The organism is Rhodococcus sp. SMB37 (genome assembly GCF_004345605.1).
Classification (GTDB): Bacteria; Actinomycetota; Actinomycetes; order Mycobacteriales; family Mycobacteriaceae; genus Rhodococcus.
Map to the genome: position 1 here is coordinate 110,652 of NZ_SLVY01000009.1, position 25,842 is coordinate 136,493.

Consider the following 25,842-nt stretch of genomic DNA (forward strand, 5'->3'; position numbering starts at 1 on the left):
CGTCTATCGACACGGCGACGCTCCATTCACGGTGGCAACAACGGGATTTGCCGACACGCGTACCACTGCATCCGCAGAAGTGTCGTCCGGGAGACGGTGAGTCACGACTACGACGGTGCGTTCCGGTTCGACGAGGAGCGAATCCCGGTCGAGGAGTTGCCGCTGCAGATCGGCGGCGTCGACGTCGTCGAGGTGTTCGGTCGGCTCGTCCAGCAACAGGATCTGTGCCGGGGACAGGAGTGCTCGCGCCAGCAGCAACCGTCGGCGTTGCCCTGCCGAGACCGCGCGGGCACCCGCTTCGAGAACGGTGTGGACTCCGTCAGGGAGTGCATCCAACCACTCCCCCAGACCGACCTTCGTCAACGCCGCGCGAGCCTCCTCCGCGTGGATGGCACCACGAGCAACGCGCACATTCTCGAGGATCGACGTGTCGAACAGGTGCGCGTCCTCGGCGAAGAAGACGACCCTGCGACGAAGTGCGTCGGGATCGATGTCGACGAGATCGGTGTCGTCGAGCGTGATCACCCCGTCTCGTGGAGCGAGCAGGCCCGCGAGAGTCATCAACAAGGTGGTCTTGCCCCTGCCGCTGCCGCCGACGATCGCGATACGGCCGCCGGGCGGCAGATCCAGATCGATCGGGTCGATCACTGCCGTGCCCGGCCATCCGCTGCGCAGTCCCTCAGCACGGAGCCGACCCGGCCCACGAGGCTGTTCGGTGCCGTGCTGCACCGGCCGGTCTGCCCGGTCGAGCAGGTCCGTGATCCGGGCTGCCGCCAGCCTCGCGCGCGTGAGAGTGTGGGCGGCGCCGGCCAGCGGGATCGTGGCCTCGAACGCAGAGAGCGGAAGCAACACGAGGATGCCGAGCGTGGTCGGGCTCATTGTGTCGGGGGCGGAGCCGAAGACCGTCATACCGATCAGCAGAGCACCGAGCACACTTGCTCCGACCGCGAGCGGCACTGCCGCGTCGGCGAACGCTGCAGGGATCGCGGCACGGTCCGTGGCGCGCACATTCTCGGAGTTCGCACTTCGCGCGCGGCGGGTGAGAGCAGACAACCGTCCTGCAACGCGAAGTTCGGCGGCATGGTCCAGCACGGTGACGGCATCTTCGGCGAAGGCCGTACGGGCTGCGTCACCGTCCGATTCTGCCTCCGACGCAGCGCGCGCCGACAACCACGGTGCGACGACGCCTGCCACAAGTAGGGCGCAGGCGAGGATCATCCCGGCGACCGGTTCGATCACTCCGAGCGTGACGACTGCTGCGAGCGACAGTACGGCAGCGACCGAGATGGGAACGAGGGCTCGAACCACTACATCGCCGAGCGCATCCACGTCCGCGCCGGTGCGGTCGAGTAGGTCGCCCCGACTGAACCCGACGGATGCGGCCGGGTCGCCGAACGCCAGCCGCTCGTACAACTGCGAGCGCGCGGATGTGGTTCCCCGCAGCGCGGTTTCGTGGGTTGCCAGTCGTTCGATGTAGCGGAAGAGCCCTCGTGAGATTCCGAGTGCTCGGACGGCAACGACTGCGACAGTGAGATCGAGAACGGGTGGCATCTCCCATGCTCGCACGATCAGCCAGGCCGACAGGCCGGCCAGCAGAAGCGCACTGCCGAGGGTGGCAACACCCGCAGCGATCGCTGTCAGCACCCTCCGCGGCTCGAGTTCGAGCAGGGTCATGGCCCGTCGGAGTTCCTTCATGGCTGCCCGCTTGCTCGGACGGTGACGATCTCGTCCGCGATGGCCAGCAATGCCGGACGGTGTGCTACGAGGATCACTGTCCGTCCGGCGCGCGCGAGATCGCGCAGGGTATCGAGAACCCGGGCTTCGGACTCCTCGTCGAGGTGAGCGGTGGGTTCATCGAGTAGCAGCACGGACCGAGGCGACGCCAGGGTACGAGTGAGTGCCAACCGCTGACGTTGACCGAGCGACAGGCCCGTTCCGTCGGTTCCGACCCGAGTGTCCCAGCCACGTGGGAGGTCTTCGAGAACGACATCGAATGCTGTTGCGGCACAAACTGTATTCAGCTCCTCCTCATCGGGATCTGCACCGGTGAGGCGAAGATTGTCCGCGAGTGTCCCGGGCACCAGGATGGGCCGTTGTGGTAGCCAGGCAACCTGCTGCCACCAACTGTCGTTCGCCGACACCGGCGACCCGTCGGCGATCACCACGCCGTCACCGGGGTCGATGAGGCCGAGAAGCGCCAAGAGCGCCGTCGACTTCCCGGCACCGTTGGCGCCGGTGAACACGGTGATCGCGCCCGGCCTGCACACCGCGTCGAGCCGGTACGGAGCATATCCATGACGACCCGACACGCTGACACCGATGAACACGATCTCGCACCCGTGAGTGCTGGAACTCCGCACCGGAGAGGGATCACCGTCCGGCGCAGGCAAGGCCGGTTCCGTGGAGGTCGGTGTCGCGGGCACAGGTATCGAATCGAGGACCGAAAACGCTCGTCCGGCTGCTGCCATTCCGTCCTCGGCGGCATGGAACTTGTTGCCGACCGTCCGCAGCGGTCGATACGCCTCTGGAGCGAGAATCAGCGCGATAATGCCCGCCTCCAGCGGCATACCGCCGTAGACGAGACGCATACCGATACTGACGGCCACCAACGCAACCGACAGTGTCGCAAGGAATTCGAGCACCGTCCCGGAGAGGAATGCCACGCGCAGCGACGACATCGTGGTCGTGCGGTGGGCCTCGCCGAGTGCGCGCACACGCTCCTGCGGTCCCTTCTCGCGTCCGAGTGCGCGAAGGGTGGGCAGACCTGCCAGAAGATCGAGAACCTGCGACGACAGTGCAGTCATCGCGTCGAGGCTACGATCCGACTTCCCCTTCGTCAGCAAGCCGATGAGGATCATGAAGACCGGGATCAGCGGCAGGGTGACGATCACGATGAGTGCAGAGGTCAAGTCATGGAAGGCGATCACGATGATCGTGATCGGGGTGAGCGTCAAAGCCAGGAACAGGGCCGGGACATATCCGGTCAGATACGCGCGGAGACCGTCGAGACCACGGGTGAGTACGGTCACGATCTCGTTGCGCCGCGGGTCGAGCTCCCGAGGGGGAAGGGCCGCTGCAGCGTCGAGGACCTCGAGCTCGAGTTCCGCGACGATCCGTGATGCCGACCGGTGTGCATACCGGGCGTGCAGCCAGGTCGCCGCGACACGCACGACCATCGCAGCTGCGAGCACGGACAACTCCGTGATCCACGACCCTACGGAGCGCACATCGGTGGTGATGACCCCGGCGAGGACCCTGCCGATCATCGTTGCCGCCACCAGGACCATCATCACATCGACCAACGACATGACGACGGTCAACACGAGATACCCACGGGCCGTGGCAGAGTAGCGCCACAGGCGGGGGTCGATCGGACCTGGTCGACGCTCGATCTCGATGGTGTCGGGGGGAGCCGTCGCGGTATCCGCCATCACGGTTGCTCGGCTCCGGTCACTGTACCGGTACCGGCTCGGCGATGTCATCGATGGAGATGCGCTTCCTGAAAACCCAGTACGTCCAGCCCTGGTACACCATCACCACCGGAGTGAGGAACGCTGCGGCCCACGTCATGATGGTGAGCGTGTAGTGGCTCGACGATGCGTTCTCGATGGTCAACGACCAGGCCGGATCGAGCGTCGACGGCATCACGTCGGGGAACAGGGAGCCGAAGAGCAGCACGATGGTCGCGGCGATTGCCACGGTGGTGAACAGGAATGCCCAGCCTTCCTTCTGGGCGAACGTCATGCCCACCACGATCACCAGCGATGCTGCGGCGACCGCCAGTACGATCCACGTCCAGCCCGTGCCGTACGCGATCTGGGTCCACAACCCGAACGCACCGGCTACGACGACGGCCGGTATCGACAGTTTCCGGGCGAGCGCTATCGAATCGGTCCGGACCTCGCCCGCGGTCTTCAATGCCAGGAACACCGCGCCGTGGAGGGCGAAGACGATTGCCGTGGTCACGCCGCCGAGCAACGCATAGGGATTGAGCAGGTCGAGGAGCCCTCCGACGAACTGCTTGCTCTCGTCGATCGGGACCCCGCGAACGATGTTCGCGAACGCCACACCCCACAACACAGCGGGCACCCAGGAACCGAAGATGATCCCCCAGTCGCATCGACGCCGCCACGTCGGGTCGTCGACCTTCCCTCGCCACTCGATGGCGCATACCCGCACGATCAGAGCAAGCAGGATCAGCAACAGCGGCATGTAGAAGCCGGAGAACAGCGTTGCGTACCAGTCGGGGAAGGCAGCGAACAGCGCGCCGCCCGCGGTGATGAGCCACACCTCGTTACCGTCCCAGACCGGTCCGATCGAATCCATCATCGCCGAACGCCGTGCCTCCGGACGCTTTCCGCGTCCACGGCCCACGACCGGAAGGTGCATGCCTACGCCGAAATCGAAGCCTTCCAGCACGAAATAGCCGGTGAACAGCACCGCGATCAAGATGAACCAGACTTCTTGAAGTCCCATGTCCGATCTCCTAGTAGGCGAATGTCAGCTTGTCGGGCTCGTCGTCCTCGGTCCCGTCATCGCCCGGTGGCTGCGAGTCGCCAGGTTGTGGGCCTTCCATCGCGTGTTTGCGCATCAGCCAGAACCACACCATGCCCAGGGCCGCGTACAGCAGGGTGAAGCAGATCAGTGACGTCCAGACCGTCCCCGGTGGGTGGTTGGACACGCCCTGGTCGACGGTGAGCCGGACCATGTCCACTCCTGTGGGGTTCGGGTGCACCACCCAAGGCTGGCGGCCCATCTCCGTGAAGATCCACCCCGCGCTGTTGGCCAGGAACGGTGTCGGGATCGCAATGATCGCCAACCACCCGAACCATTTCTGATGGGGAGCCCGCCCTCTGCGAGTCACCCACAGGCCTGCCAGCGCCAGCGCCGCGGAGCCGGCAGCGAAGCCGATCATCGCCCGGAACGACCAATACGTGACGAACAGGTTCGGCGTGTAGTTACCCGGGCCGAACTCTTCTTCGTACTGCGCCTGAAGGTCTTCGACGCCCTGCAGCGTCACGCCGGAAATACGGCCTTCTGCCAGGTAGGGCAGGACGTACGGCACCTCGATGACTCGTGTGACGCTGTCACAGTTGTTGTGTGTGCCGATGGTCAGGACGGAGAACTTCGGATCGGTTTCCGTCTCGCACAACGATTCCGCCGAGGCCATCTTCATCGGCTGCTGATGGAACATCATCTTGCCCTGACCGTCGCCGGTATAGATAACTCCTACGCCTGCAATGATCATGACGAGCAGACCGAGACGTGTAGCCGGGCGGAAGACGTTTCGCGCTTCGCCTTCGAGTTCGGCCGCCTCGTCGGGTGCCGATTCTCGAAGTGCGGCAGCACGCCGCATGTTTCGTACCATCCACCATCCACTGACCCCGGCGACGAAGGTAGCGGCAGTGAGCCACCCACCCGTGATCACGTGAGGGAATGCCCAGACAAGTGTGATGTTGGTGAACAGATCGGTGATGCTCTCGAGTTGCGCTCTCCCGGTTTCCGGGTTGTAGACAGCTCCGACCGGGTGCTGCATGAAGGAGTTGGCCGCGAGGATGAAGAACGCCGAGGCATTCACGCCGATCGCGACCAACCAGATGCACGCGAGGTGCACAAGCTTCGGGAGCCGACTCCAGCCGAAGATCCACAGGCCCAGGAAGGTGGATTCGAGGAAAAACGCCACGAGACCCTCGAGCGCCAAAGGGGCCCCGAAGACGTCACCGACGAAGCGGGAGTACTCGCTCCAGTTCATCCCGAATTGGAATTCCTGCACAAGACCGGTCGCCACGCCGAGGGCAAAATTGATCAGGAACAGTTTTCCGAAGAACTTGGTGAGCCGATACCATTTGTCGTCGTCGGTCACGACCCACATCGTCTGCATGATCGCCACCAACGGAGCCAAACCGAGAGTCAACGGCACCAGGATGAAGTGATATACGGTCGTGATCCCGAATTGCCAGCGGGCAAGATCCAGCGCTTCCATGTCCACCCCTATCGAGCCGATGTTCTGCGACTGCGGCTCCGCGCGATACCGCTACGGAAAATAATCAGGAAACCCGCTGGTGTCCCGGAAACCCCGGAATGAACCCGGACACAACGCAACTGAGTGCACTCAGCGGCGCCAGAATAACACCGCGACAACGACAGTGCAGCGAAATTCGATCGGAATCCGACATATTTCACCCTGGCGAGAAGGGTGAAACGCAGAGAAACCGTAGGTCATCCTTTTCGGTGGCCTTCTTGCTTTTGCCGGACGTTTCGAGCGGGAGGCGCCGATTGTTCCCACTGGTCACGCTGCCGCGCGGGGGCACCCCACGAATCCCGCGAGTGTGACGGCACGGTGCGATCAGACCCGGGAGCAGCCCGCGACGATGGTCAGCGGTAGCCCTCCAGTTCGGTGAATCTCGAGTGGAGCCGAAAGAGCACGACTATCCCTGCGAGTGCCAGAGCCACGCCGACCGGCGCCAGGCCATACCTATATATGCGACGACGAGTCGCTGCCCAAGGCCCCGGACACCGCTGCGAGGATGAATCCGACCAGCACCATCGGGAACCACAGACCGATAGCTGCGGGTCATCAGGCCGTTCCTCTGGATCAGGCCGGATCCACCGATCGGGTTTGCCTGCCCGACTGGTCGTAGCTTCCGAATTCCCTGTCGTAATGCAGAAATCAGATTTCAGACAGAGGTAGTTCAGCCACAAACATTGGTGTCGCGTAGAGACATGCTTCCGCACCCGACCTGTCGGCCTGGCACGGCTCGACGAGCCGAATATCCTGGAATCGGCCGCTTCGACACTAACATTCATTCGCGTCCACCGTCGAAGGAGTAGAAATCACACTCTTCCTGACGCATACTTCCGTGACGGGGTTCCGAGTTCGGGCGTCATCCCGATCACCCTTGCGATCTGCAATGTACGGAGACCGAAAAAGACCGAGAATCGGGAGAAGCATTGTCGGCGAGACCCGTCGGTGGTACAGGCACCGAGTGGCACCCCGCTCTCTGGCTGCGTGCCCTCACCGCGGCGCCGCCGGCCCCTTGGCCGACCGGCCGTTCCGTCCGTGCCGCAATCAGTGTGGCCGGCCCGCTGGTGGTCGGAGCCTTGACCGACCACCTTCTGATCGGCATGTGGATCAGCATGGGAACACTGCTTCTTGCTGCCGGTGAACGATCGGTCTCCTACTCCGCGCGCTTCCGGCAGATCATGGTCACCGCGCCGCTCGCGGCCGCGGCCTACTTGTTGGGCATGCTGTCGACCGGACCACACGTGCTGGTCGTCGTGGTGATGGCCGGAGTCGCATTCGTGTCCGGAATACTCAGTGGTTACGACGGTGCGCTGTCGGTCGGCACGATGCAGGCGATGCTCATTGCAGCTCTTGCATTGGGTCTTCCCGTCGCGGCACCGTACTGGCCGGCCGCAGGGTATTTCCTCGTCGGTGCCGTGATCTACGCACTGATGTTGGGCCTCGAGGCCATGGTCGACAGACGTCGCCCGCAACGCGAGGCCCTCGTCGGCCTGTTGAGAGCGCTGGGAGACCTCGCGCGCGCACAGGCGAGGGGGTCGACCGATCTCGCTACGTCCCGCGCCTGCGCGATCGGCGCAATCGACGCATTCCATGCGAGGGCCATCAGGGAGCGGGGCAGCGCGCACGGTCCTATGCACGAATACGATCGCGCAGCGACAATCGTGCGCGCCGCGGATCAGCTCCTCGCTCGACTCATCGCACACGACGCCGACCGTTCGTTGTCCGGTGCGGCAGCGGACCGCCCGACGGTGTGCGCGGACGCTGCCGCCCACCGTCGTCACCCGCCGTCCCCTGGCACCGAGCCGGGGTCGCTCGTGCGACTCGCGATGCTCGAGGCCGCAATCTGGGACAACTCTGCCGCGCTCGACCCGTTTCCCATCGTCGTCCGTGCGCGGCTGTCACTGCCCGGCAACGCATTACTCGCTTCGGCGGGCAGACTGAGCCTGTGTACTGCGCTGGCATACTCCGCGTTCTATCTCCTGCCGATTCCACACGGCTATTGGATCCCGCTGACCGTCGCCCTCGTGATGAAGCCCGACCTGGGGTCCGTATTCGCCCGCGCAGTGCTACGAAGCATCGGCACGGTCGGTGGCGCGGTCGGGGCGGTGGTGATCAGTGGACTGATCCACGACTCGATCGTCTCGTGTTTCGCAATCGCTGTTCTCGCCACATGCCTCCCCTGGGCGATGGCACGTTCGTACTTGTGGCAGGCGCTCTTCCTCACCCCGTTGATCATGATTCTCATCGATGTCGTGGTCCCGGCCGACAGGGTGCTCGACCTCGGCCTCGACCGCATCGCAACCACGTTCATCGGTGGACTCATCGTGATCGTGGCGGGCTACGTCATCTGGCCGTCGACGAGGCACGCACAGGTCACGTCGTCGTTCGGGGAGGCACTCGGAGCCATGACGCGATATGCACGAGACGTCGCCGAAAACCTGGACACCGCGGCGATCGGCGCAGAGCGCCAGAAGGTCTATCGACTGTTGTCGAACACTCGGGTCGAGCTGCAACGCACCCTGTCCGAACCGCCGCCCGCAGGATCCGAAGCGTGGGCCTGGATCCCGGTGATCAGTGCGGCAGAACGCGTAGCCGACACGATCACGAGCGCGTCGGCATCGAGGACTCCCCCGGACACGGTCCCGGGGGCCGACGAGCTGGCTGCGCTCGCCGACGATCTCGAATCGATCGCCCAGGCGGGACCCGTCGACGAGCGCGACGAGCGCAGCCCCACTCTCCCGGCACACGGCGACAGCTCGCCCGAAGCGTCGGTTCGCACGCTCGCCGACGAACTCGCGAATCTGCGCCCGATGCTGTCACATTCCCGTGCAATTGCACCTGAGCATCCTCGACTATCCAGGTAACACCCACGGCGCGAGCGAGACGGCAGCCTCGATACCTCGGCAGGCACATCGCAGTGGCAGCGTGGTTGGCGCCGGATCCACGGTTCGAAAGCGAGTCGCCACAATGCTGATTCCTGCGCCGGACTCGCTGTGGATGGGCATACTGTGACTACGGCCGACGGCCCGTGGCCTTGTTTGTACATTTCGGCGGCATCGGGGTCTCCTGCCCCTCCGCGGTAGCGGTCGCCGCCTATCCCTCCCGGAGAGGTCGATGGCGGAACCTCGAGCCGTACCGGCAGACTCGCCTGTTCCTGCCCGCGAACTCATCGCGATCTGTGTGCTGGCGATCGTCGCCGGCGCGGTTATCGGATTCGTCGGAGGCGCATTTCGCTGGTGCCTGGCAGTCGCCGACGAGTGGCGCGTCCACATGCTGCACTGGGCACACGGTCTACCCGGTCCGAGTTGGCTGATTCCGGTAGGGGTCACTGCGCTGTGCGCCGCGTTGGCTGCGCTGATAGTGCGCCCCATCCCACTCGCCGCCGGGAGCGGAGTGCAACACGTGGAGGCCGTCGCCCGAGGCGAGGCCGAACCGCCGCGTCTTCTCGTTCTGCCCGCGAAATTCTTCGGTGGCCTCCTTGCAATGGGATCGGGACTCGTTCTCGGCCGGGAAGGCCCGATAGTACATATGGGCGCGGTGGTCGGTGCTGAATCGGCGCGCAGGGCTCGCATGAGCGACGAGCACGTGCGGTTGCTGCAAACATCGGTGTCCGGCGCCGGTCTGGCGGTGGCGTTCAATGCACCGATCGGGGGCGCGCTGTTCGTCTTCGAGGAGGTGACCCGCGCATTCCGGTTCCGCACAGTGGTACCGGTCCTTCTGTCCGTAGGGGTCGGGGTCGCCTGCTCCCGGCTGATCCTGGGCGATCGACCTGATTTCGACGTCGGCCTCCTCGATCCTCCGTCGATCACCCTCCTCCCGGTATTCGTGGTGTTCGGATTGCTGACGGGATTGTCCGGCGCCGTGTACAACCGGCTCGTGATGCGGTTGCTGGCCGCCTCCGATGCCCTGCGTTCGGTGTCGCCGATTGCGAAGGCAGCCGTGATCGGCGGAATGATCGGCCTGGTGTCCGTGGTCGCACCACTCGCCGCGGGTGGCGGCGACACCGTGTCCCAGCACCTGGTCAGTGGCGGGACCATCGCACTACCCATAATGGCCTGGCTGGTCGTGGTGCGATTCGTCGCGGGTCCGCTGTCCTACGCCGCAGGCACTCCCGGCGGCTTGTTCGCTCCGCTGCTCGCGCTCGGGGCCCTGTGGGGCGTGCTGTACGCACGGGTCGCAGAGATTCTCATCCCCGGTATCGATTCCTCGCTGGCCGTGCCCATGGCGATCGTGGGCATGGCGGCCCTCTTCAGCGCATCCGTGCGGGCTCCACTCACCGGAATCGCGCTGGTCGTGGAGATGACGGGGACGACAAGCGTCACGGTACCCATGCTCCTCGCGTCGGCGGGAGCGGTGGTCGTCGCTCATCTCGTCGGGGTCGCGCCGATCTACGACAGCCTCCGCGCGAGGATGCTCGCCTCTTCCGGCCCACCGAACCACGGACCCGTGTGAGCTCGAAGAAGCCCGGAAGATCCTGATCGAGTGCGTATGTCCTCTCCCGGTCAGACATACTCGACTCCCTGATCTCCCCTTGTGCCGCGGCCTGTTCAGCAGCTTCCGCTGCGAGCCGCTGCCCCAGCACCGATTTGCGGCGACCGTAGGCGAAGTAGGCACCCACACCCAGCCATCCACCCCGCGAACCGGATCCACGTCTCCACAGGTTCAGCATCAGCCGGCCACACGCGATCACAGCGAGGATCGGAGCCCACGGCATGAAGCGGCATCCGGAATCCACGCGGTAGGTCGGGACGGGACGGCCGAGCACCATGACGCCGACACACACGAGGACGAATGCGAACAGTGTGCCGATATTGACCATCTCTTCGAGCACGCCCATCGGGAACACCGCGCCGAGAACTGCGACGACACCGCCGACGATCAATGTGATGCGCACGGGAACACCCTTGTGGTTCGTCCTGGCAAGTTTGCGCGTCACCAGTCCGTCCCGTGACATCGCGAACAGCACTCGCGTCCGACCGAGCATCATCACCATGACGACCGTGGTGAGTCCGGCGAGACCGCCGACATTGATGACCATCTGCACCCAGCAGATACCGTGTGCCTCGAATGTGGTGGCGAGGGTGGCACTTCCATCCCGACCAGCGCGCTCCCCGTCCGCAGGTCCGTGTGCTCGACAATTCCCGTCAGCACGAGAGTGACACCGACGTAGAGCACAGTGACGATCGCGAGTTACCCGAGAATCCCTCGCGGGAGAGGTTTCTGAGGATTCTTCGTCTCTTCGGCAGTCGTAGCGACCGCATCGAATCCGAGGAAGGCGAAGAACACGAGGCTCGCGGCGGCGAGGAGTCCGCACCATCCGTCGCTGCTGCCATCAGCTCCGGTGAGCGCAGGGAAGAGCGACTGGCTGGTCAACGGATCGGGTGGGCCATATGCCTACTCCGGGCATGGTGTGCTCCTCGGGATGGGTTGTGGTGCCCGCCGAACCTTGTGGGTGACCGGCGGCCGAAACAGCTCACGGAATACGCGCACAGTACGGTCGGCTGCATTTGCATGAGCATTTCAATGTGGCAATCATGGCACTGCAGTGATCTGCGTCGAGACCTTTCGATTCAGCTGATCAATATGTTCAAATTATGAGGCGCATCACCAGGGAAAGGATGTCATCGTGTTCAGTCTCGACCGGCTCGACACAGCGCTCCTCGCGGAGCTCACGCACAACCCGAGGGCGGGCATCGTCGATCTTTCGGCCAAGCTCGGCGTCGCGCGCAACACCGTCCAATCGCGGATCAAGAAACTCGAAGAGTCGGGCGCGGTCACCGGATACCGACCGGTCGTCGACCTCCCCAAACTGGGCCTACCCCTCCAAGCGTTCATCGGCGCCGAACTCGTCCAGGCGCGGATGGGCCTCGTGATCGCCGAACTCGAGCGATTCCCCGAGATCCTCGAAGTGCACGCGACGACAGGGCGGGAAGATCTCCTGATCAGAATGGCCGCCCAGTCACAGGAAGATCTGCTGCAGGTCCTCGAACGCATCCACAGCATCGAAGGTGTCGCGCACACCACCACGACCCTGGCGCTCACCACCCCCGTGGCATATCGCACACAGCCGCTGCTCGAACATCTCACCCGAGATGCAGGACACGGACGCTCGGTTCCGTCCACCCGGCCCTGACGGCCATCCGCACCACGCAGCCATACACACGACGCGCTGCACACACAACTCACGGGGGAGTCGCCCATGGGCGACTCCCCCGTGATTTCTACGTCACACAGAATCGATGCGCTGCTCCGCAATCCGGTTCGCGGCAGCCCCGGGCGTGATGTCCAGTGCCCGCGACAGGGCGAAGATCTCGACAGTTCGATCGAATATCCCCTCGACCCGACCACGGACGGTGGCGGCGTCCGAGCCGTCGACCTCCCCCGCAACCTGGATCAGACCACCGGCATTCGCTACGTAATCGGGAACCCAGATGATGCCGCGACCGCGCAGGATCTCCTCGACGGTCGGGTCGGCCAGCTGATTGTTGGCGGCGCCGCATACCAATTGAGCGTCGATCATGCCCCCGGTCGCCGCCGTGAGTGTGCCGCTGAGAGCGCACGGGGCATAGATATCCAGAGAAGACGTAAGGACTCCGTCCGCCACCTTCACTGACGGGAAGTCCGATGTGACCCTTGCCAGTGCAACTGGGTTCACGTCGGACACGACGATGTCGGCGCCATCGCGGGCGAGTAGTTCGACGAGCCGGTAGCCTACCTTCCCCAGCCCTTCGACCCCCACTCTGTGTCCGGCGAGAGTATCTCTCCCCCAGACAGTCCGGACACCCGCTCTCATCGCCTGGAACACACCGAGCGCCGTCACCGGTGAGCTGTCGCCGGATCCCCCCGCCGCGGTCGTCCGGCCGACCGCATGCGCGGTATGCATTCCGATCACGTCGAGGTCGCCGGCGTGGGTGCATACGTCGACGGCGGTGACATAGCGGCCGCCGAGCGAATCGACGAATCGCCCGTACGCGGCGAGCAACTCGTCGCTCTGGTCGAGGGCCGGATCACCCAGGATGACGGCCTTGCCGCCACCGAGGTTCACTCCCGCCACTGCGGCCTTGTAGGTCATTCCCCACGAGAGTCGCAGCACGTCCTCGAGCGCCGTCGCGTCGTCGACGTAGGGATAGAAGCGGGTGCCGCCGAGGGCCGGCCCGAGAGCTGTCGAGTGGACCGCGATGATCGCGCGGAGACCCGTCGCGGCGTCCTCGTGGAAGACGACCTGTTCGTGAGGCCGATCGGTCAGGCGCCGAGAGCGGGATCGGTGACCGTCGGACGGGCAGCGGTGGACGTGGTCATGTGCGGATTCCCTTCGGAGGATGTGAATCGGATGGCAGGAGGAGACAACTCAGAAATCGACATCGACGCCGAGTTCTTCGAGCCGGGCGCGATACTGCTCGACGGAGCGCAGCTTGACGTCCTCGTAGCCGCGCACCATGTCCGGAAGTTCCGCGATCCGCACGGCACGGTCGTACGAGCCAGCACACAGATCGGCGACGACCTGCTCGATCACGGCGGTGTAGTGCGCGAGCAGTGCACGTTCGGTCCGCCGGACGTGGGCGTAACCGAACGGATCGAACCGGGTGCCGCGCAGGCGCTTCGCTTTGGCGAGCATCCGCAGGGTCGAATGCGACTTCGGTCCGAATCCGACCTTCCTGCTGCGTCCGAGCGCCCGCAGCACAGGCGGATGCAGGCGGTAGGTGAGCTGGTATCCACCAGGCACCTGAGCCTGCACGTCGTCGACGAAAGCGGGATCGACGAGCATCCGTGCGACCTCGTACTCGTCCTTGTAGGCCGTGAATTTGAAAAGGCCTCGGGCCACGGCCTCACTGAGGTCGGTGCGGTCGGTAAGACGACGTTCGGCCACCCACACGGAGTGCACCCGCCCGATGTACCGCGCCGCGAGCGCCTCGTCCTGGAAATCGATGAGAGCGGCAGCGCGGATCTTCACCAGTCGCTGCACTTCACCGTGAAAGGTGGTGCCGTCGAACAACCGGTCGGGCGCCACTGTCACGACGCGGTCGCGGCGTGACGGTTCGGTCGCAGCGCGGAATGAATCAGGATCGGCGATCGCGGCGCGCCCCCACCGGAATGCAGCGATGTTGGTTGCCACCGCGACACCGTTGATCTCGATCGCCTCCTCGACAGCGGCGGCCGGGATCTGCAGTCCGCCGAGTTGGTGCGCCGCTCCCACGATCAGGAAGTTCGCCGCGGCCGTCTCACCGAACAGCGCCTGCGATGCGGCGAGCGCGTCGAACGAGGCCAACTCGCGAGTGGTCGCCTCGAGCCGCGCGAGCAGACCTTCCTCATCGGGATGATGGATCGACCGGTCGTACACCATGTCTCCGGTGGGCGTGCGGCTCGTCGACGCGACCGCGACGGTCGCGGCGGTGTCGGCGTAGGCAAGATTCTTCGGATCGGTGGCGGTGAGCAGATCCAGCGCAAGCAGGCAGGATGCCCCGCCGGTGCCGACGCGATTACCCGGTTCGAGGTCGCCCACGGCGAAACGCAGGTGGGAGACCACCGGACCGGCCTTCTGGCTCATCCCGATCTGGTCGAGCGATTCGACCTCGAATCCGGCACGCAGCGCCGCAGTGGCGAGCACCTGGTTGACGGTGACGATGCCGGTGCCCCCGATCCCGGCGAGGAGGACGTTGCTGGTCCCGGCCGGAACGTCACCGGCGATGTCCGGTACGGCGGGCGGTGTCGGGTGGGCACGTCGCTCGAGCGTGCGCTCCGGTGCTGCCTCGACCGTCACGAAGGACGGGCAGTCCCCATCGAGGCACGAGTAGTCGGTATTGCACGACGTCTGGTCGATGCGCGTCTTGGATCCGAATTCGGTGTCCACCGGCTGGACCGACAGGCAGTTGCTCTTGACGCCGCAGTCTCCGCATCCCTCACAGACCGCCTCGTTGACGACCACGCGGGTGGTGCGGGTGGGCAGAGTGCCGCGCTTACGCTGACGACGCGCATCGGCCGCGCAGTGCTGGTCGTAGATGAGCACCGTGACGCCCGGAACCTCACGCAATAGTTTCTGCGCTTCGTCGAGCCTGTCGCGGTGCCACACCACGGTGCCGCGCGCGAGGGACCGCTTACGATGCCGCGTGGGGTCGTCCGAACAGATGATGATCTTACGAACGCCTTCGGTGGTCAGCTTGTGTGTCAGGTGGGGGATCTTCAAGGCACCCTCGGCGTCCTGCGCGCCCGTCATCGCAACGACGTCGTTGTAGAGCAGCTTGTAGGTGATGTTCACCCCGGCCGCGACACACGCCTGGACGGCAAGCTGACCGGAATGGAAGAAGGTTCCGTCGCCGACGTTCTGGAACATGTGCCCGATGTCGGTGAAGGGCGCCTGCCCGATCCATTGAGCACCCTCCCCACCCATCTGGGTCAGGCCCGTCACCGCACTGTCGGTGCGACCGGACAGGGTGACGAGAGTGTGGCAGCCGATTCCGCCGCCGCCGATCGAACCCTCGGGCAGGGCGGTGGAGCGGTTGTGGGGGCAGCCGCTGCAGAAGTACGGGGTGCGCGAGGTGGAGAGGACTTCGAGTGGCAGTTGCGGGAGGGGCCCCGGCCCGAGTTCGATGTACTTGCGCAACACCCGACGCAGCGGTCCGCGGATCCGCCCGGCGGTCAGCTCACCGTCGAAAGGCATGAGCGGACGCCCATCGACATCCTTCTTTCCGAGGATGCGCGGTGCGGATTCCGTGCCGTAGAGGATCTCGCGGATCTGGGTTTCGACGAAGGCCGTCTTGTCCTCGACGACGATCAGCTCGTCGAGTCCGCGCGCGAAATCACAGACGAGGTCCGGACCGAGGGGGTAGGGCATTCCTATACGCAGCAACCGGATTCCCGCGCGGTGCAGGTCCGCATCGGCGACCCCGAGGTCGAGCAATGCCTGCCGCATCGCGTCGAAGGTGGTTCCGGTGGCCGCCAAGCCGATCCGAGAGTGCGGTGGGTCGATCTCGATGACGTCGAGTGCGTTGGCCTTGCCGTAGGCCAGGACGGTCTTCCATCGCGGACCGTACAGGTCTGCCTCGGCGATCACGCTGTCGCCGGGTGCCGCCATGGGGCGCTGACGGTACGTGAACGGTCTTCCCTCCCACTCGATGTCGGGCACGGTGATGGACAGATCCGACACCAACCCATCGATCGACCAGGCTCCGTCGGCGACATCGGCGACGATTTTGAGTGCGACCACACACCCCGACGCGCGCGACAAGGCGACACCGTGAAGTCCCATCGTGACGATCTCGGCGGCGTTGCGCGGGAACAGCACGGGGATTCCCAGTGCCGCGAGGGATCGTTCACTCACGGCGGGCACGGTGGAGGATTTCGACGCCGGGTCGTCTCCGACCATCAGCAGCATTCCGCCGTTCGGGTCGACGCCGTACATGTTGGCGTGACGTAGCGCGTCCGTTGCGCGGTCGAGTCCGGGCCCCTTGCCGTACCAGACGCCGACCACTCCGTCGTGGGTGCGCGTACCGGCTCCGAGCTGCCCCTGACTTCCCCATACCGACGTCGCTGCGAGTTCCTCGTTCAATCCGGGGGTGAAAGTGATGTCGTGTTCGGCGAGCACCTTCGGCATGCCGTGCAGCATCTTGTCGAGGCCGCCGAGTGGGCTGCCTTGGTACCCGGAGACGAATGTGGCGACGCGGCGCCCGTCGCGGATGTCGCGCACGTGCTGTTCCACGAGTTGCCGTGCAATCGCCTGCACTCCGGTGAGCAGCACCGTGCCCGAGCCGGATCGGTATCGGTCGTCGAGATCGTAGGGATGTCGTTCACTTCCGCGGATCACGGTCTCCGTCATCGCGCACCACCATTCCTTCGTGCGACACGCGTGCTCAATGTGCCGCTTCGATCAGATCATTTGGTGCAGCAATAGTGGGTTTAACTACCAGATCAAGTCAATAGATGAACATACAACGGATCAAAATGTCCATATGTGATCCACGGCACATTACCAAGGTGCGCACCGTGATCAGCTACCACACTCTCGACCTCGCCGACGACGGGTCGGCCCACACTCACGAAAATCACTTGCACACGCGCGTACAGTCAGTGATGTACGACACATTTTGCCGAAAGCCCTGGCAAAATTGTCGAGGGTGCGTTAATTCTCCCTACTTCTTGCGGCCGAGGGGGGTCTGCGCTCGCGTGGAGGCGGGAGGTCAGCGCATCCGGTCGCCAGATGGACGCATCGTCGCTCTGCCGACCCAGATCACCGGGCACGCCGGGTACCGGCACGCCTGGGCAGAGCACTGAATACCGACCTGTCTCCGAAAGGAGGCCGTCATGCGTACGACTCTTTCGGCCGCGGCGTGTGCAGCCGCCGGCGCCCTGCTTCTGAGCCCTCTGGCGGCGGGGATTGCAACAGCACAGAATGCACCGAACACCGTGGGAATGTCCCAGGAACAGGCCACCAGGACGTTGACCGACGCAAATGTGCCCTGGCGCATCATCAGCCGCGCCGGCAGCACCCTTCAGGATTGCACGGTGACCGAGCAACGCGACCGCGGATACGCCACCGAGACCGACTACGAATGGGACTACGACAAACAGGAATGGAAGAAGGTGGAAACCGAGGTGTGGCGGGGTGTCGGGCTGATCATCTTGTGCAACTGAAGACGCGGTGCGAGGCCGAATCGCTCGGCCGCTGACGACACCTCACAGCTCGCGAAATCTCGGAATCAAATGCTCGGCAACGTACTTCGCCTCGTCGATGAGCGGCCAGCCGGCCAGAATCAGGGACGTAAGCCCCGTCTTGTCCCGTAGTGTCCGCACGTGCCCGGTGATCTCGTCGGGCGTGCCCGCGTAGTACACCGCCGACGAGCCGGTCGCGAAGATGTCCAGCGGCGACCATGCCGTGATGCCGGCATAGAGTCCGTCACCGAGGTACAGATCGTCGGGCTCGGGCAGCTTTCCGGCGTTGATCGTGTCGACCCATCCCTGACGCTGCGCATCGCGCGCGGTGAAAGTCGTGAGATCCTGCTGCCCGTGGGTTCGGCGCCGAACCGCATCGTCAAGCACCTCGCGGATCCGGTCGATGCCGGCGTTTTCGAACAACGACCGGAACCGGTCGAGCGCCTCGGCCTGGGTCGGCCGCACGATGACACCCGACAACGCACCGAAATCGGTGTATTCGCGCCCTTGGGCTGCCGCGGACTCACGGGCTGCAGTGAACTTGGCATCGACGAAGGTCGTCTCGCGCAACATGATCAGGTAGGCGTCGAGCACCTTGCCGGCGTTCTCCAGCCCGGCCGGTGAATCGCCGGTGCCCCACAGCGGTACCGTATGACCGCAGGATGGCGGGTCGATGCGCAGCGGCGTGTTCGGGAAGTTCGATTCCGTGCCCTCGGCGTAGATCCGATGGAAGTCGGCCCAGTACTGCTCGCCGAGTTCGTAGCGCCGATCGTGCTCGACGTTCATATCGTACTTGGTGAGGATGTTCTCGCGCCCGTTGACGGAGTTGATCATCAGTCGGCCACCGCTGAAGGCGTCGAAGGTGAGCGCCTTCTCGGCGAGCAACCGGGCCGGTGTCATATTGGCGTACACCGCGACGAGGAACTTCATTCGGCTGGTGTGCGCGGCAGCCCAGGTCGCGGAGATGAACGGATCGTTCGGCCAGGTCGCGACGAGCGCGCCGTCGAAACCACCCTCGTCGATTGTCTCGGCGAGCTCGATCTGCCGTGTCCCGTCGACGGGAAACAGCCCGTTGTGGCTCCACGGATAATCACCGTCGGCCTGGGTGAGATACCAGAAAGTCTTGATGCCCATCAGTTCTCGTCCTTCTTCGGCAGTTCGAATGCCTCGACACGGGCGTGGTGCCGCAGAGTGTCGGCGTCGACCGTGTACAGCGCGTCGAGGTAGGCCACAGCGAACGACCCCGGGCCGGTCGAGTTCTGCTCGGCGATCTCGGCCGCGACGGCGACGTGCGTGTGTGCCGCGGCCAGACCGATCAGTGCGGTGGGCGCGACTGCAAGGTAGGCCGCGACGAGGCCACCGAGCGAGCACCCGGTGGAGGTCACGCGGGGCAGCATGGCGCTACCGCCCGCGATGCGGAGTCCGGTGACCGCACCGTCGCCACCACGACCCACGAGGTAGTCGACCGGTCCCGACGCGGACACCGCATCGGAATACTCGAGCAGAGCGAGCGCCGCCGGGATCGCCGCCGCCGCTTCGTCGGCGCTGTCGACACCGCGCGTGTCGCCGCCCTGACCCGCGAGCGCGATGATCTCGGACGCGTTGCCGCGGATCGCGGTGGGACGATAGGCGAGCAGGTCCGCGGCGAGTCCGGTGCGCCACGGTAGCCCACCGACACCGACGGGGTCGAGCACCCATGGTGTCCCCGCGTCGTGTGCGGCTTCTGCCGCGGCGGTGAAGGCAGCAGCGGTTCCGTCGTCGGGTGTCCCGAGGTTGACCAGCACTCCCCCTGCGATACGCGCGAAGCTGCCTGCTTCGTGCACATTGTCGATATGGGCGTTGCTGGCACCCGCCGCGAGCAGAACATTGGTCAGGAAGTTCGCGGACACGATGTTGGTCAGCGACTGCACGAGCGGGGTTCGTGCACGTAGCGTGCCGAGAGCATCTGCGAGGTCATCGATCGTCGGCGCGTTCGTCGTGGAGGTCATGAGGTTCCTGTCACAGAGGTGTCGGGTCTGGCTGGACGTCGGAATCGGCACGCACGGCCGCGAGGACATCGCGGGGCGGGGTACGGCGTCATGGGTTTCCCTCCTCGTCCGAGATCATCGGCAGCGCCGGATCCGCAGTCCACTCGGCGAGGGATCCGTCGTACACCGCGACGTCGTCGTGACCGGTCCGCACCAGAGCGAGCGCGACCAGGCACGCGGACACCCCGCCGCCGCAGTAGACGATGAGGGGGTGCTCAGCCTCGGACACCACGGCCTCGGCCAGGGCGGCCAGTTCCGTGTGAGGACGAAGAACTCCGGCACCGAGGAGGCTCTTTGCCGGCAGGTTCCGGCTGCCGGGAATACGGCCGCGCCTGGCGTAGCGCGTCGTTGCGATGCCCGCGAAGTGCTCGGGATCGAGTGCGCAGAGCAGCGTTCCCGATTCCGAACCCGCACTGATCCCGAGGACGTCGTCGCGGTCGCGCCAGAGGCCGTGGTCGGCGACCTCCGCGGGCTCGATTGCCGCCGGCGGTGCGGACTCCTCCGAGGAGAGTGGAAAACCGAGTTCTGTCCAGCGTGCGAGCCCGCCGTCGAGGACCCGCGCGCGAATGCCGATGTTGCGGAGCATCCACCACACCCGCGATGCCCAGGTCATCTCGCCCGCGTCGTACACCACGATGTCGGTGCCAGGCCCTACACCGATGCGGGCAAGCTCAGCGGAGAGGTGTTCGGGTTCCGGTCGCGTGAAGTGCAGCGGACCGTCCGGCGCGCTGAACTCGCCGAGCAGATCGATGTGGACGGCGCCCGGTATGTGCGCTCGAGCCCAGGTGGAGTGCCCTGATTCGGGGCGGTAGTCGCCGTCGAACCGCGGTTTCGGAAACGACACGGTGGCATCGAGCACCACGGCAGCTGCGAGGTCGCGCGCAAGGTCCTCGGCGGCGACCACTACGTCGTCGCTGCGGGAATCGCAGCCCCGCGCCATCCTCGGCTTCTCCTCGATCACATCAGCGACGCTAAACGACGAATAACGTATACGCAAGTATCCGATTGTTGACGGTGGCATAATCTCCGCATACACGGAACCTCTCGACAGGAGCGCAATGACCGACCGGGGCACCACGGCCGACCTGACCGGCTCATTGCTCGGAGAACTTCCCACCGGACGCGATGATCAGACGTCGAAGCAGTACCTGAGGCTGCGCGCCGACATCCTCGCGGGCAAGTTCCCGAGCGGCGCCGCACTGCACGAGACCCAGCTCAGCGAGACCTACGGAGCTTCGCGCACCCCCATCCGGGAAGCCCTGAACTGGCTCGCCCACGACGGACTGCTCGAACGCGCCACGCGGGGATTCCGCGTCAGGTCGGGGACCCCGGAGGACGTCATCGAGATCTACGCCGCGCGCGTGGCCCTCGAATCCGAAGCCGCCGGAGCCGCCGCGATCCGCCACACCGAACTCGACCTGGCCCGACTCGAACAGCTCCATGGCTTCTGCTGCTCGGCCTCCGACGACACCGAGGTCCGGGCAGGAAACTTCCGATTCCACGAGGCGCTGTGGCAGGCTGCGCACAATGCCACCATCACCGCACTCCTCATCCGGCTGACCACGCAGCTACGGATCTACGATTCGGGCCCGCCATCGACCTATGGCGAACCCGACATACTCAACGACGAACACGACCTCATCCTGAAAGCGCTCCGCGCGCGCGACGAGTCGGCAGCCCGCAAGCACATGCGGATGCACCTCGAACGCAGCCGCGAACAGCGCATCAAGATGTTCGCGGGAGGTTGAGGGTCGGCGCGAATGGTTCAGTGCCCGTTCGTTTCCCCACCGAATACCCGCTCGACAACGGCTCGCGCACGACGCGTGACCCGCAAGTAGTTGTCGAGGAACTCGGACGCGTCATCGCTGTGTTCGCCTGCTGCGCTCGCCACGGCCGCGAGCTGCCGACCCGGCCCCGGAAGCTGATCACTCGGCTTTCCCCGCACCAGAACGAGGGCGTTGCGCGCACGGGTCGCGGTGATCCACGCGTCCCGGAGCAAATCGACGTCGGCCTCGCTGATGAGCTCGGCCGCACCGATCGCGTCGAGCGTCTCGAGAGTCGACGTATTGCGCAGCGACTCGATCTCGTGCGCGTGCTGGAGTTGCAGCAATTGCACGGTCCATTCGACGTCGGACAGTCCGCCACGACCCAATTTCGTGTGGGTGGCAGGATCGGCGCCACGCGGAAGCCGTTCGGAGTCCATCCGCGCCTTGATCCGCCGGATTTCCCGCACCGCTTCCTGGGTGACCCCGCCTTCGGGGTAACGCACGCGGTCGATCATGTGGAGGAACCGGAGCCCCAGGTCGGGGTCGCCCGCGACAGTATGAGCACGCAGCAACGCCTGGACCTCCCACGTCTCTGCCCACTGTGTGTAGTAGGCCTCGTAGGATTTGAAGGTGCGCACCAGCGCCCCGCTGCGCCCCTCGGGACGTAGGTCGAGATCGACTTCGAGCGGTGGGTCGGTGCTCGGAGCCCCCAGGAGTCTACGGACGTGCTCGGCAACGGACACCGCCCATTTCACTGCGACGGTCTCGTCGGCGTCGGGAAGCGGTTCGCAAACGAACAACACGTCGGCATCCGATCCATAACCGAGTTCGGCGCCACCGAGCCGGCCCATGCCTATCACCGCGATTCGTGCCGGCGCCGGGCCCTTCTCACGCTCGGATCCCCGGATCACCGCGGCCAGTGCCGCTTCCAGTACCGCCGACCAGACGAACGAGAGCGCTTCGCACACTTCGGGAACCGACAACATCCCGAGAAGGTCAGCACTCGCGACCCGCGCGAGTTCCGCGCGACGCAGTGAACGGGCCGCAGCGATCGCACGAGACGGATCGTCGTAACGGGACGACGACGTGACGATCGCCTTCCCCACCTCGGCGGGTTTCGGTTCGAGGAGGCGTGACCCCGTGGAGGCATCAGCGTAGAGCCGGATGACATCGGGTGCCTTGATGAGCAACTCGGGCACGTACGCCGACGTTCCCAGCACCTTCATCAGGCGTTCCGCGACCGACGGCTCGTCGCGCAGTACCCGCAGGAACCACACCGTGTCGTACAGCGCGTCGGACAGTCGCCGGTAGGCGAGCAGGCCACCATCCGGATCGACTGTCTCACCGAGAGATTCGAGCAGCTGCGGAAGCAGCAGAGCTTGGATCCTTGCCTTGCGCGACGCGCCCCCGGACAGCGCGGTGAGATGCTCGAGGGCATGCTCGGGTGCGGTGTAGCCGAGGGCTGCGAGCTGCCGAACAGCGGCGTCGGGCGACAAACGCACTGCGTCCTTGTCGAGCCTGGTCACCGATTCGAGCAGCGGCCGATAGAACAGCCTCGCATGAAGTCGGCGGATGCGCGCCGAGTTGCGTTTGATCTCGGATTGGAGGACGCCGAGCGAATCCTTCCGTCCGTCCGGCCGCATGTGCGCCGCGCGTGCGAGCCAACGCAGGTTCTCGCGGTCGTCCGGAGGCGGGAGGGTATGGGTGCGCTTGAGTCGCTGCAGTTGCAGGCGGTGTTCGAGCAACCGGAGGAATTCGTACGACGCGCGCAGGTTCGCGGCATCGTCACGCCCGACGTATCCGCCGTCGGCGAGCGCGGACAGGGCCTCCACGGTGTTGGGAACGCGCAACGATTCGTCGGTACGCCCGTGCACCATCTGCAGCAGTTGTACGGCAAATTCGACGTCGCGCAGACTGCCTTTTCCGAGTTTGAGTTCCCGTTCCCGCAGATCCGCGGGGACGAGTTCTTCGACCCGTCGGCGCATCGCCTGCACCTCCGGCACGAAGGCTTCGCGCTCTGAGGCCGTCCACACCAACGGACTCAAGGCTTCGATGTAGCGGCGCCCCAGGTCGAGATCGCCGGTCATCGGCCTGGCCTTGAGGAGTGCTTGGAACTCCCACGTCTTGGCCCACCGGTTGTAGTAGGCCACATGAGATTCGAGGGTACGCACCAATTCGCCGCGTTTACCCTCGGGACGCAGCGCGGCGTCGACTTCGAAGAACGCCGACGTTCCGATCCGCATCATCTCGCCCGCGATACGGCTGGCTCTCGCATCGGCCGGTTCGGCGACGAAGATCACATCGACATCGCTGACGTAATTGAGTTCGCGCGCACCACATTTGCCCATTGCGATCACCGCGATGTCAGTGGGGCAGGGTCCGTCCGGGACGACGGTGGCGAACGCCACCGCGAGCGCCGCGGTCAACGCGGCGTCGGCGAGGTCGGCCAGCCTCTCCCCGACTTCGAGGTACGGCACGACGGGTTCGTTCTCGACGGTCGCGGCGAGGTCGGCTGCTGCGATGAGCATCAGCTGATCGCGGTAGGCCGTCCGCAACGCCGCAACGGCCTCCGGGCCTGTGATCCCGGCTCGGTGAATCAGCCGATTGGTGCGCCCTCCGGTCTCCGGAACCGACTCGACGCTGTCGAGCATCCGAACCGTGAACGTGTGTCGGTCGGGTAGTTCGAGAGATCCCGCGAGCATCCGCCACCGGTCGGGGTGCGCGACGACGTGGTCGCCGAACGCCGCTGACGAGCCGAACAGGGCGAGCAGTCGCCCCCGGAGGCCCTTGTCGGTTCGCAGCGCCGCGTCGAGTTCGGCCCACCCATCCTCGCCGAGCACGTCGGCGAGGCGGCTCATGGTCCGCAACGCGAGATCGGCGTTGGGAGCCCGGGACAACGCCCACATCAACTCGATGCTCTCGACGTCCGTCCACCCCAATTGCGCCAGCTCGTCGGCTGCCGTGCGTTCGACGAGTCCGAGCCGGCCGGGGCCGGGTACGGCGGAGCGCGCAGACGGCGGCTTCACCATGGCGTCTACAGCCCCAGGTACTGCTCGAGCTCGAACGGGGTCACCTGGCTCCGGTAGTTCTCCCATTCCCGCCACTTGTTGCGCAGGAAGTAGTCGAACACATGCTCGCCCAGAGTTTCGGCTACCAGTTCCGAATTCTCCATCTCACGCAACGCTATGTCGAGGTCGGTGGGCAGCTCCTTGTACCCCATCGCCCGGCGTTCGGCGGCCGTCAGTGACCACACGTCGTCCTCGGCCTCGGGCGCGAGGGTGTAGCCCTTCTCGATGCCACGCAGACCGGCCGCGACGAGCACCGCGAAGGCAAGGTACGGATTGCAGGCAGAATCCGGGGTCCGGATCTCGACTCGGCGCGACGACGCCTTGTTAGGGGTGTACATCGGAACGCGGACGAGCGCCGACCGGTTGGACGGACCCCAGCACGCTGCGGTGGGGGCCTCGCCGCCGTGCACGATGCGCTTGTAGGAGTTGACCCACTGATTGGTCACCGCGCTGATCTCCGGGGCATGCTCGAGAATGCCGGCGATGAAGGCCTTGCCCGTAGCCGAGAGCTGCAACGGATCGTCCGGATCGTGGAAGGCGTTGGTCTCGCCTTCGAACAGCGACATGTGGGTGTGCATCGCCGATCCCGCGTACTGCTGGAAGGGCTTGGGCATGAATGTCGCCCGCACGCCCTCCGCCATCGCGATCTCCTTGACCACATAGCGGAAGGTCATCACGTTGTCGGCCATCGACAACGCGTCGGCGTACCTCAGGTCGATCTCCTGCTGTCCGGGCGCGGTCTCGTGATGGCTGAACTCGACGGAGATTCCCATCGATTCGAGTGCATCGATGGCGTGGCGACGGAAGTGCGGCGCCGAACGGTGGACCGACTGGTCGAAGTAGCCCCCGTCGTCGGCCGGAACCGGCGGTGCGCCGGGTTCGCCGTTCTCGACGAGGAAGAACTCGATCTCGGGGTGCACGTAGCAGCTGAAGCCCAGATCGCTCGCCTTGTTGAGCTGGCGACGCAGCACGTGCCGCGGGTCGGCCCAGCTCGGGGTACCGCCCGGCATGGTGATGTCGCAGAACATCCGCGCCGAATACTGGTGTCCGCGGTCATCGGTCCAGGGCAGCACCTGGAAGGTCGTGGCATCGGGGCGCGCGACCATGTCGGCCTCGGAGATGCGGGAGAAGCCCTCGATGGCCGAACCGTCGAAGCCGATGCCCTCTTCGAAGGCACCCTCGAGTTCGGCAGGGGCGATCGCCACGGATTTGAGAGTCCCGACAACGTCGGTGAACCACAGGCGCACGAACCGAATGTCGCGCTCTTCGAGGGTGCGGAGCACGAACTCCTTCTGGCGATCCATATCGGCGAG

General features: G+C 65.3%; 17 protein-coding genes and 1 pseudogene. 5 read left to right on the top strand and 13 right to left on the bottom strand.

Going from position 1 to position 25,842, the window contains the following annotated elements; translation table 11 throughout:
• Positions 1–3: 3 nt before the first annotated feature.
• Genes cydC through EV641_RS15980 form a run of 4 tightly spaced genes read right to left on the bottom strand, consistent with a single transcriptional unit; the run spans position 4 to position 5,983 of the window.
• A complete protein-coding gene (gene cydC, locus EV641_RS15965; protein ID WP_132472965.1) occupies positions 4–1,695 on the bottom strand; it encodes a thiol reductant ABC exporter subunit CydC in 1,692 nt (563 codons plus the stop codon).
• Positions 1,692–3,431: a thiol reductant ABC exporter subunit CydD gene (cydD, locus tag EV641_RS15970; RefSeq protein ID WP_132472967.1), complete on the bottom strand. Its 1,740-nt coding sequence runs from the start codon at positions 3,429–3,431 to the stop codon at positions 1,692–1,694. The genes cydC and cydD overlap by 4 nt, the downstream gene beginning before the upstream one ends.
• A gap of 19 nt (positions 3,432–3,450) precedes the next feature.
• Entirely contained in the window at positions 3,451–4,476 is a 1,026-nt protein-coding gene (gene cydB, locus EV641_RS15975; RefSeq protein WP_132472969.1) for a cytochrome d ubiquinol oxidase subunit II, read from the bottom strand.
• A gap of 10 nt (positions 4,477–4,486) precedes the next feature.
• Positions 4,487–5,983 carry a cytochrome ubiquinol oxidase subunit I gene (locus tag EV641_RS15980; RefSeq protein WP_132472971.1) on the bottom strand — a complete coding sequence of 499 codons (1,497 nt, stop codon included), beginning with the start codon at positions 5,981–5,983 and terminating at the stop codon, positions 4,487–4,489.
• A 968-nt stretch (positions 5,984–6,951) separates the two neighbouring features.
• Between EV641_RS15980 and EV641_RS15985 the strand changes: the two genes are divergently transcribed.
• Positions 6,952–8,889 (top strand): FUSC family protein, encoded by a 1,938-nt coding sequence (locus EV641_RS15985; protein ID WP_132472973.1) that lies wholly within the window; start codon positions 6,952–6,954, stop codon positions 8,887–8,889.
• A 250-nt stretch (positions 8,890–9,139) separates the two neighbouring features.
• Positions 9,140–10,477: a ClC family H(+)/Cl(-) exchange transporter gene (locus tag EV641_RS15990; protein WP_132472975.1), complete on the top strand. Its 1,338-nt coding sequence runs from the start codon at positions 9,140–9,142 to the stop codon at positions 10,475–10,477.
• A 283-nt stretch (positions 10,478–10,760) separates the two neighbouring features.
• Here EV641_RS15990 and EV641_RS30180 read toward each other — a convergent pair.
• Both EV641_RS30180 and EV641_RS30270 read right to left on the bottom strand, forming a co-directional pair.
• Positions 10,761–11,063, bottom strand: a pseudogene (locus EV641_RS30180) (amino acid permease); the annotation flags it as partial.
• A 152-nt stretch (positions 11,064–11,215) separates the two neighbouring features.
• Complete coding sequence (locus EV641_RS30270) at positions 11,216–11,311, bottom strand: hypothetical protein (protein WP_347238238.1); 96 nt, start codon at positions 11,309–11,311, stop codon at positions 11,216–11,218.
• 340 nt (positions 11,312–11,651) lie between these two features.
• On the opposite strand from EV641_RS30270, the gene EV641_RS16000 reads away from it, so the two are divergent.
• Positions 11,652–12,158: an Lrp/AsnC family transcriptional regulator gene (locus EV641_RS16000; protein ID WP_054719046.1), complete on the top strand. Its 507-nt coding sequence runs from the start codon at positions 11,652–11,654 to the stop codon at positions 12,156–12,158.
• Positions 12,159–12,251: 93 nt separating this feature from the next.
• Here the strand turns inward: EV641_RS16000 and EV641_RS16005 are convergent, their stop codons facing one another.
• Positions 12,252–13,271 carry a Glu/Leu/Phe/Val dehydrogenase dimerization domain-containing protein gene (locus tag EV641_RS16005; RefSeq protein ID WP_241997286.1) on the bottom strand — a complete coding sequence of 340 codons (1,020 nt, stop codon included), beginning with the start codon at positions 13,269–13,271 and terminating at the stop codon, positions 12,252–12,254.
• 102 nt (positions 13,272–13,373) lie between these two features.
• Entirely contained in the window at positions 13,374–16,835 is a 3,462-nt protein-coding gene (locus EV641_RS16010; protein ID WP_132472979.1) for an indolepyruvate ferredoxin oxidoreductase family protein, read from the bottom strand.
• 485 nt (positions 16,836–17,320) lie between these two features.
• Here EV641_RS16010 and EV641_RS16015 point away from each other — a divergent pair, with 485 nt between their 5' ends.
• Entirely contained in the window at positions 17,321–17,650 is a 330-nt protein-coding gene (locus EV641_RS16015; RefSeq protein ID WP_054717462.1) for a hypothetical protein, read from the top strand.
• Between the two features lie 42 nt (positions 17,651–17,692).
• Here the strand turns inward: EV641_RS16015 and EV641_RS16020 are convergent, their stop codons facing one another.
• The 3 genes from EV641_RS16020 to EV641_RS16030 form a co-directional block, all read right to left on the bottom strand.
• Positions 17,693–18,802 carry an LLM class flavin-dependent oxidoreductase gene (locus EV641_RS16020; protein WP_132472980.1) on the bottom strand — a complete coding sequence of 370 codons (1,110 nt, stop codon included), beginning with the start codon at positions 18,800–18,802 and terminating at the stop codon, positions 17,693–17,695.
• Positions 18,802–19,656 carry a hydroxyethylthiazole kinase gene (thiM, locus tag EV641_RS16025; protein ID WP_132472982.1) on the bottom strand — a complete coding sequence of 285 codons (855 nt, stop codon included), beginning with the start codon at positions 19,654–19,656 and terminating at the stop codon, positions 18,802–18,804. Before thiM ends, EV641_RS16020 begins: the two co-directional genes overlap by 1 nt.
• An 88-nt stretch (positions 19,657–19,744) precedes the next feature.
• Entirely contained in the window at positions 19,745–20,656 is a 912-nt protein-coding gene (locus EV641_RS16030) for a rhodanese-like domain-containing protein (protein ID WP_241997265.1), read from the bottom strand.
• Between the two features lie 97 nt (positions 20,657–20,753).
• Between EV641_RS16030 and EV641_RS16035 the strand changes: the two genes are divergently transcribed.
• Positions 20,754–21,443: a GntR family transcriptional regulator gene (locus EV641_RS16035; RefSeq protein ID WP_054713618.1), complete on the top strand. Its 690-nt coding sequence runs from the start codon at positions 20,754–20,756 to the stop codon at positions 21,441–21,443.
• 17 nt (positions 21,444–21,460) lie between these two features.
• Here the strand turns inward: EV641_RS16035 and EV641_RS16040 are convergent, their stop codons facing one another.
• Positions 21,461–24,490: a bifunctional [glutamine synthetase] adenylyltransferase/[glutamine synthetase]-adenylyl-L-tyrosine phosphorylase gene (locus EV641_RS16040; RefSeq protein ID WP_132472984.1), complete on the bottom strand. Its 3,030-nt coding sequence runs from the start codon at positions 24,488–24,490 to the stop codon at positions 21,461–21,463.
• 5 nt (positions 24,491–24,495) lie between these two features.
• Positions 24,496–25,833 carry a glutamine synthetase family protein gene (locus tag EV641_RS16045; protein ID WP_054713617.1) on the bottom strand — a complete coding sequence of 446 codons (1,338 nt, stop codon included), beginning with the start codon at positions 25,831–25,833 and terminating at the stop codon, positions 24,496–24,498.
• Positions 25,834–25,842 lie beyond the last annotated feature (9 nt).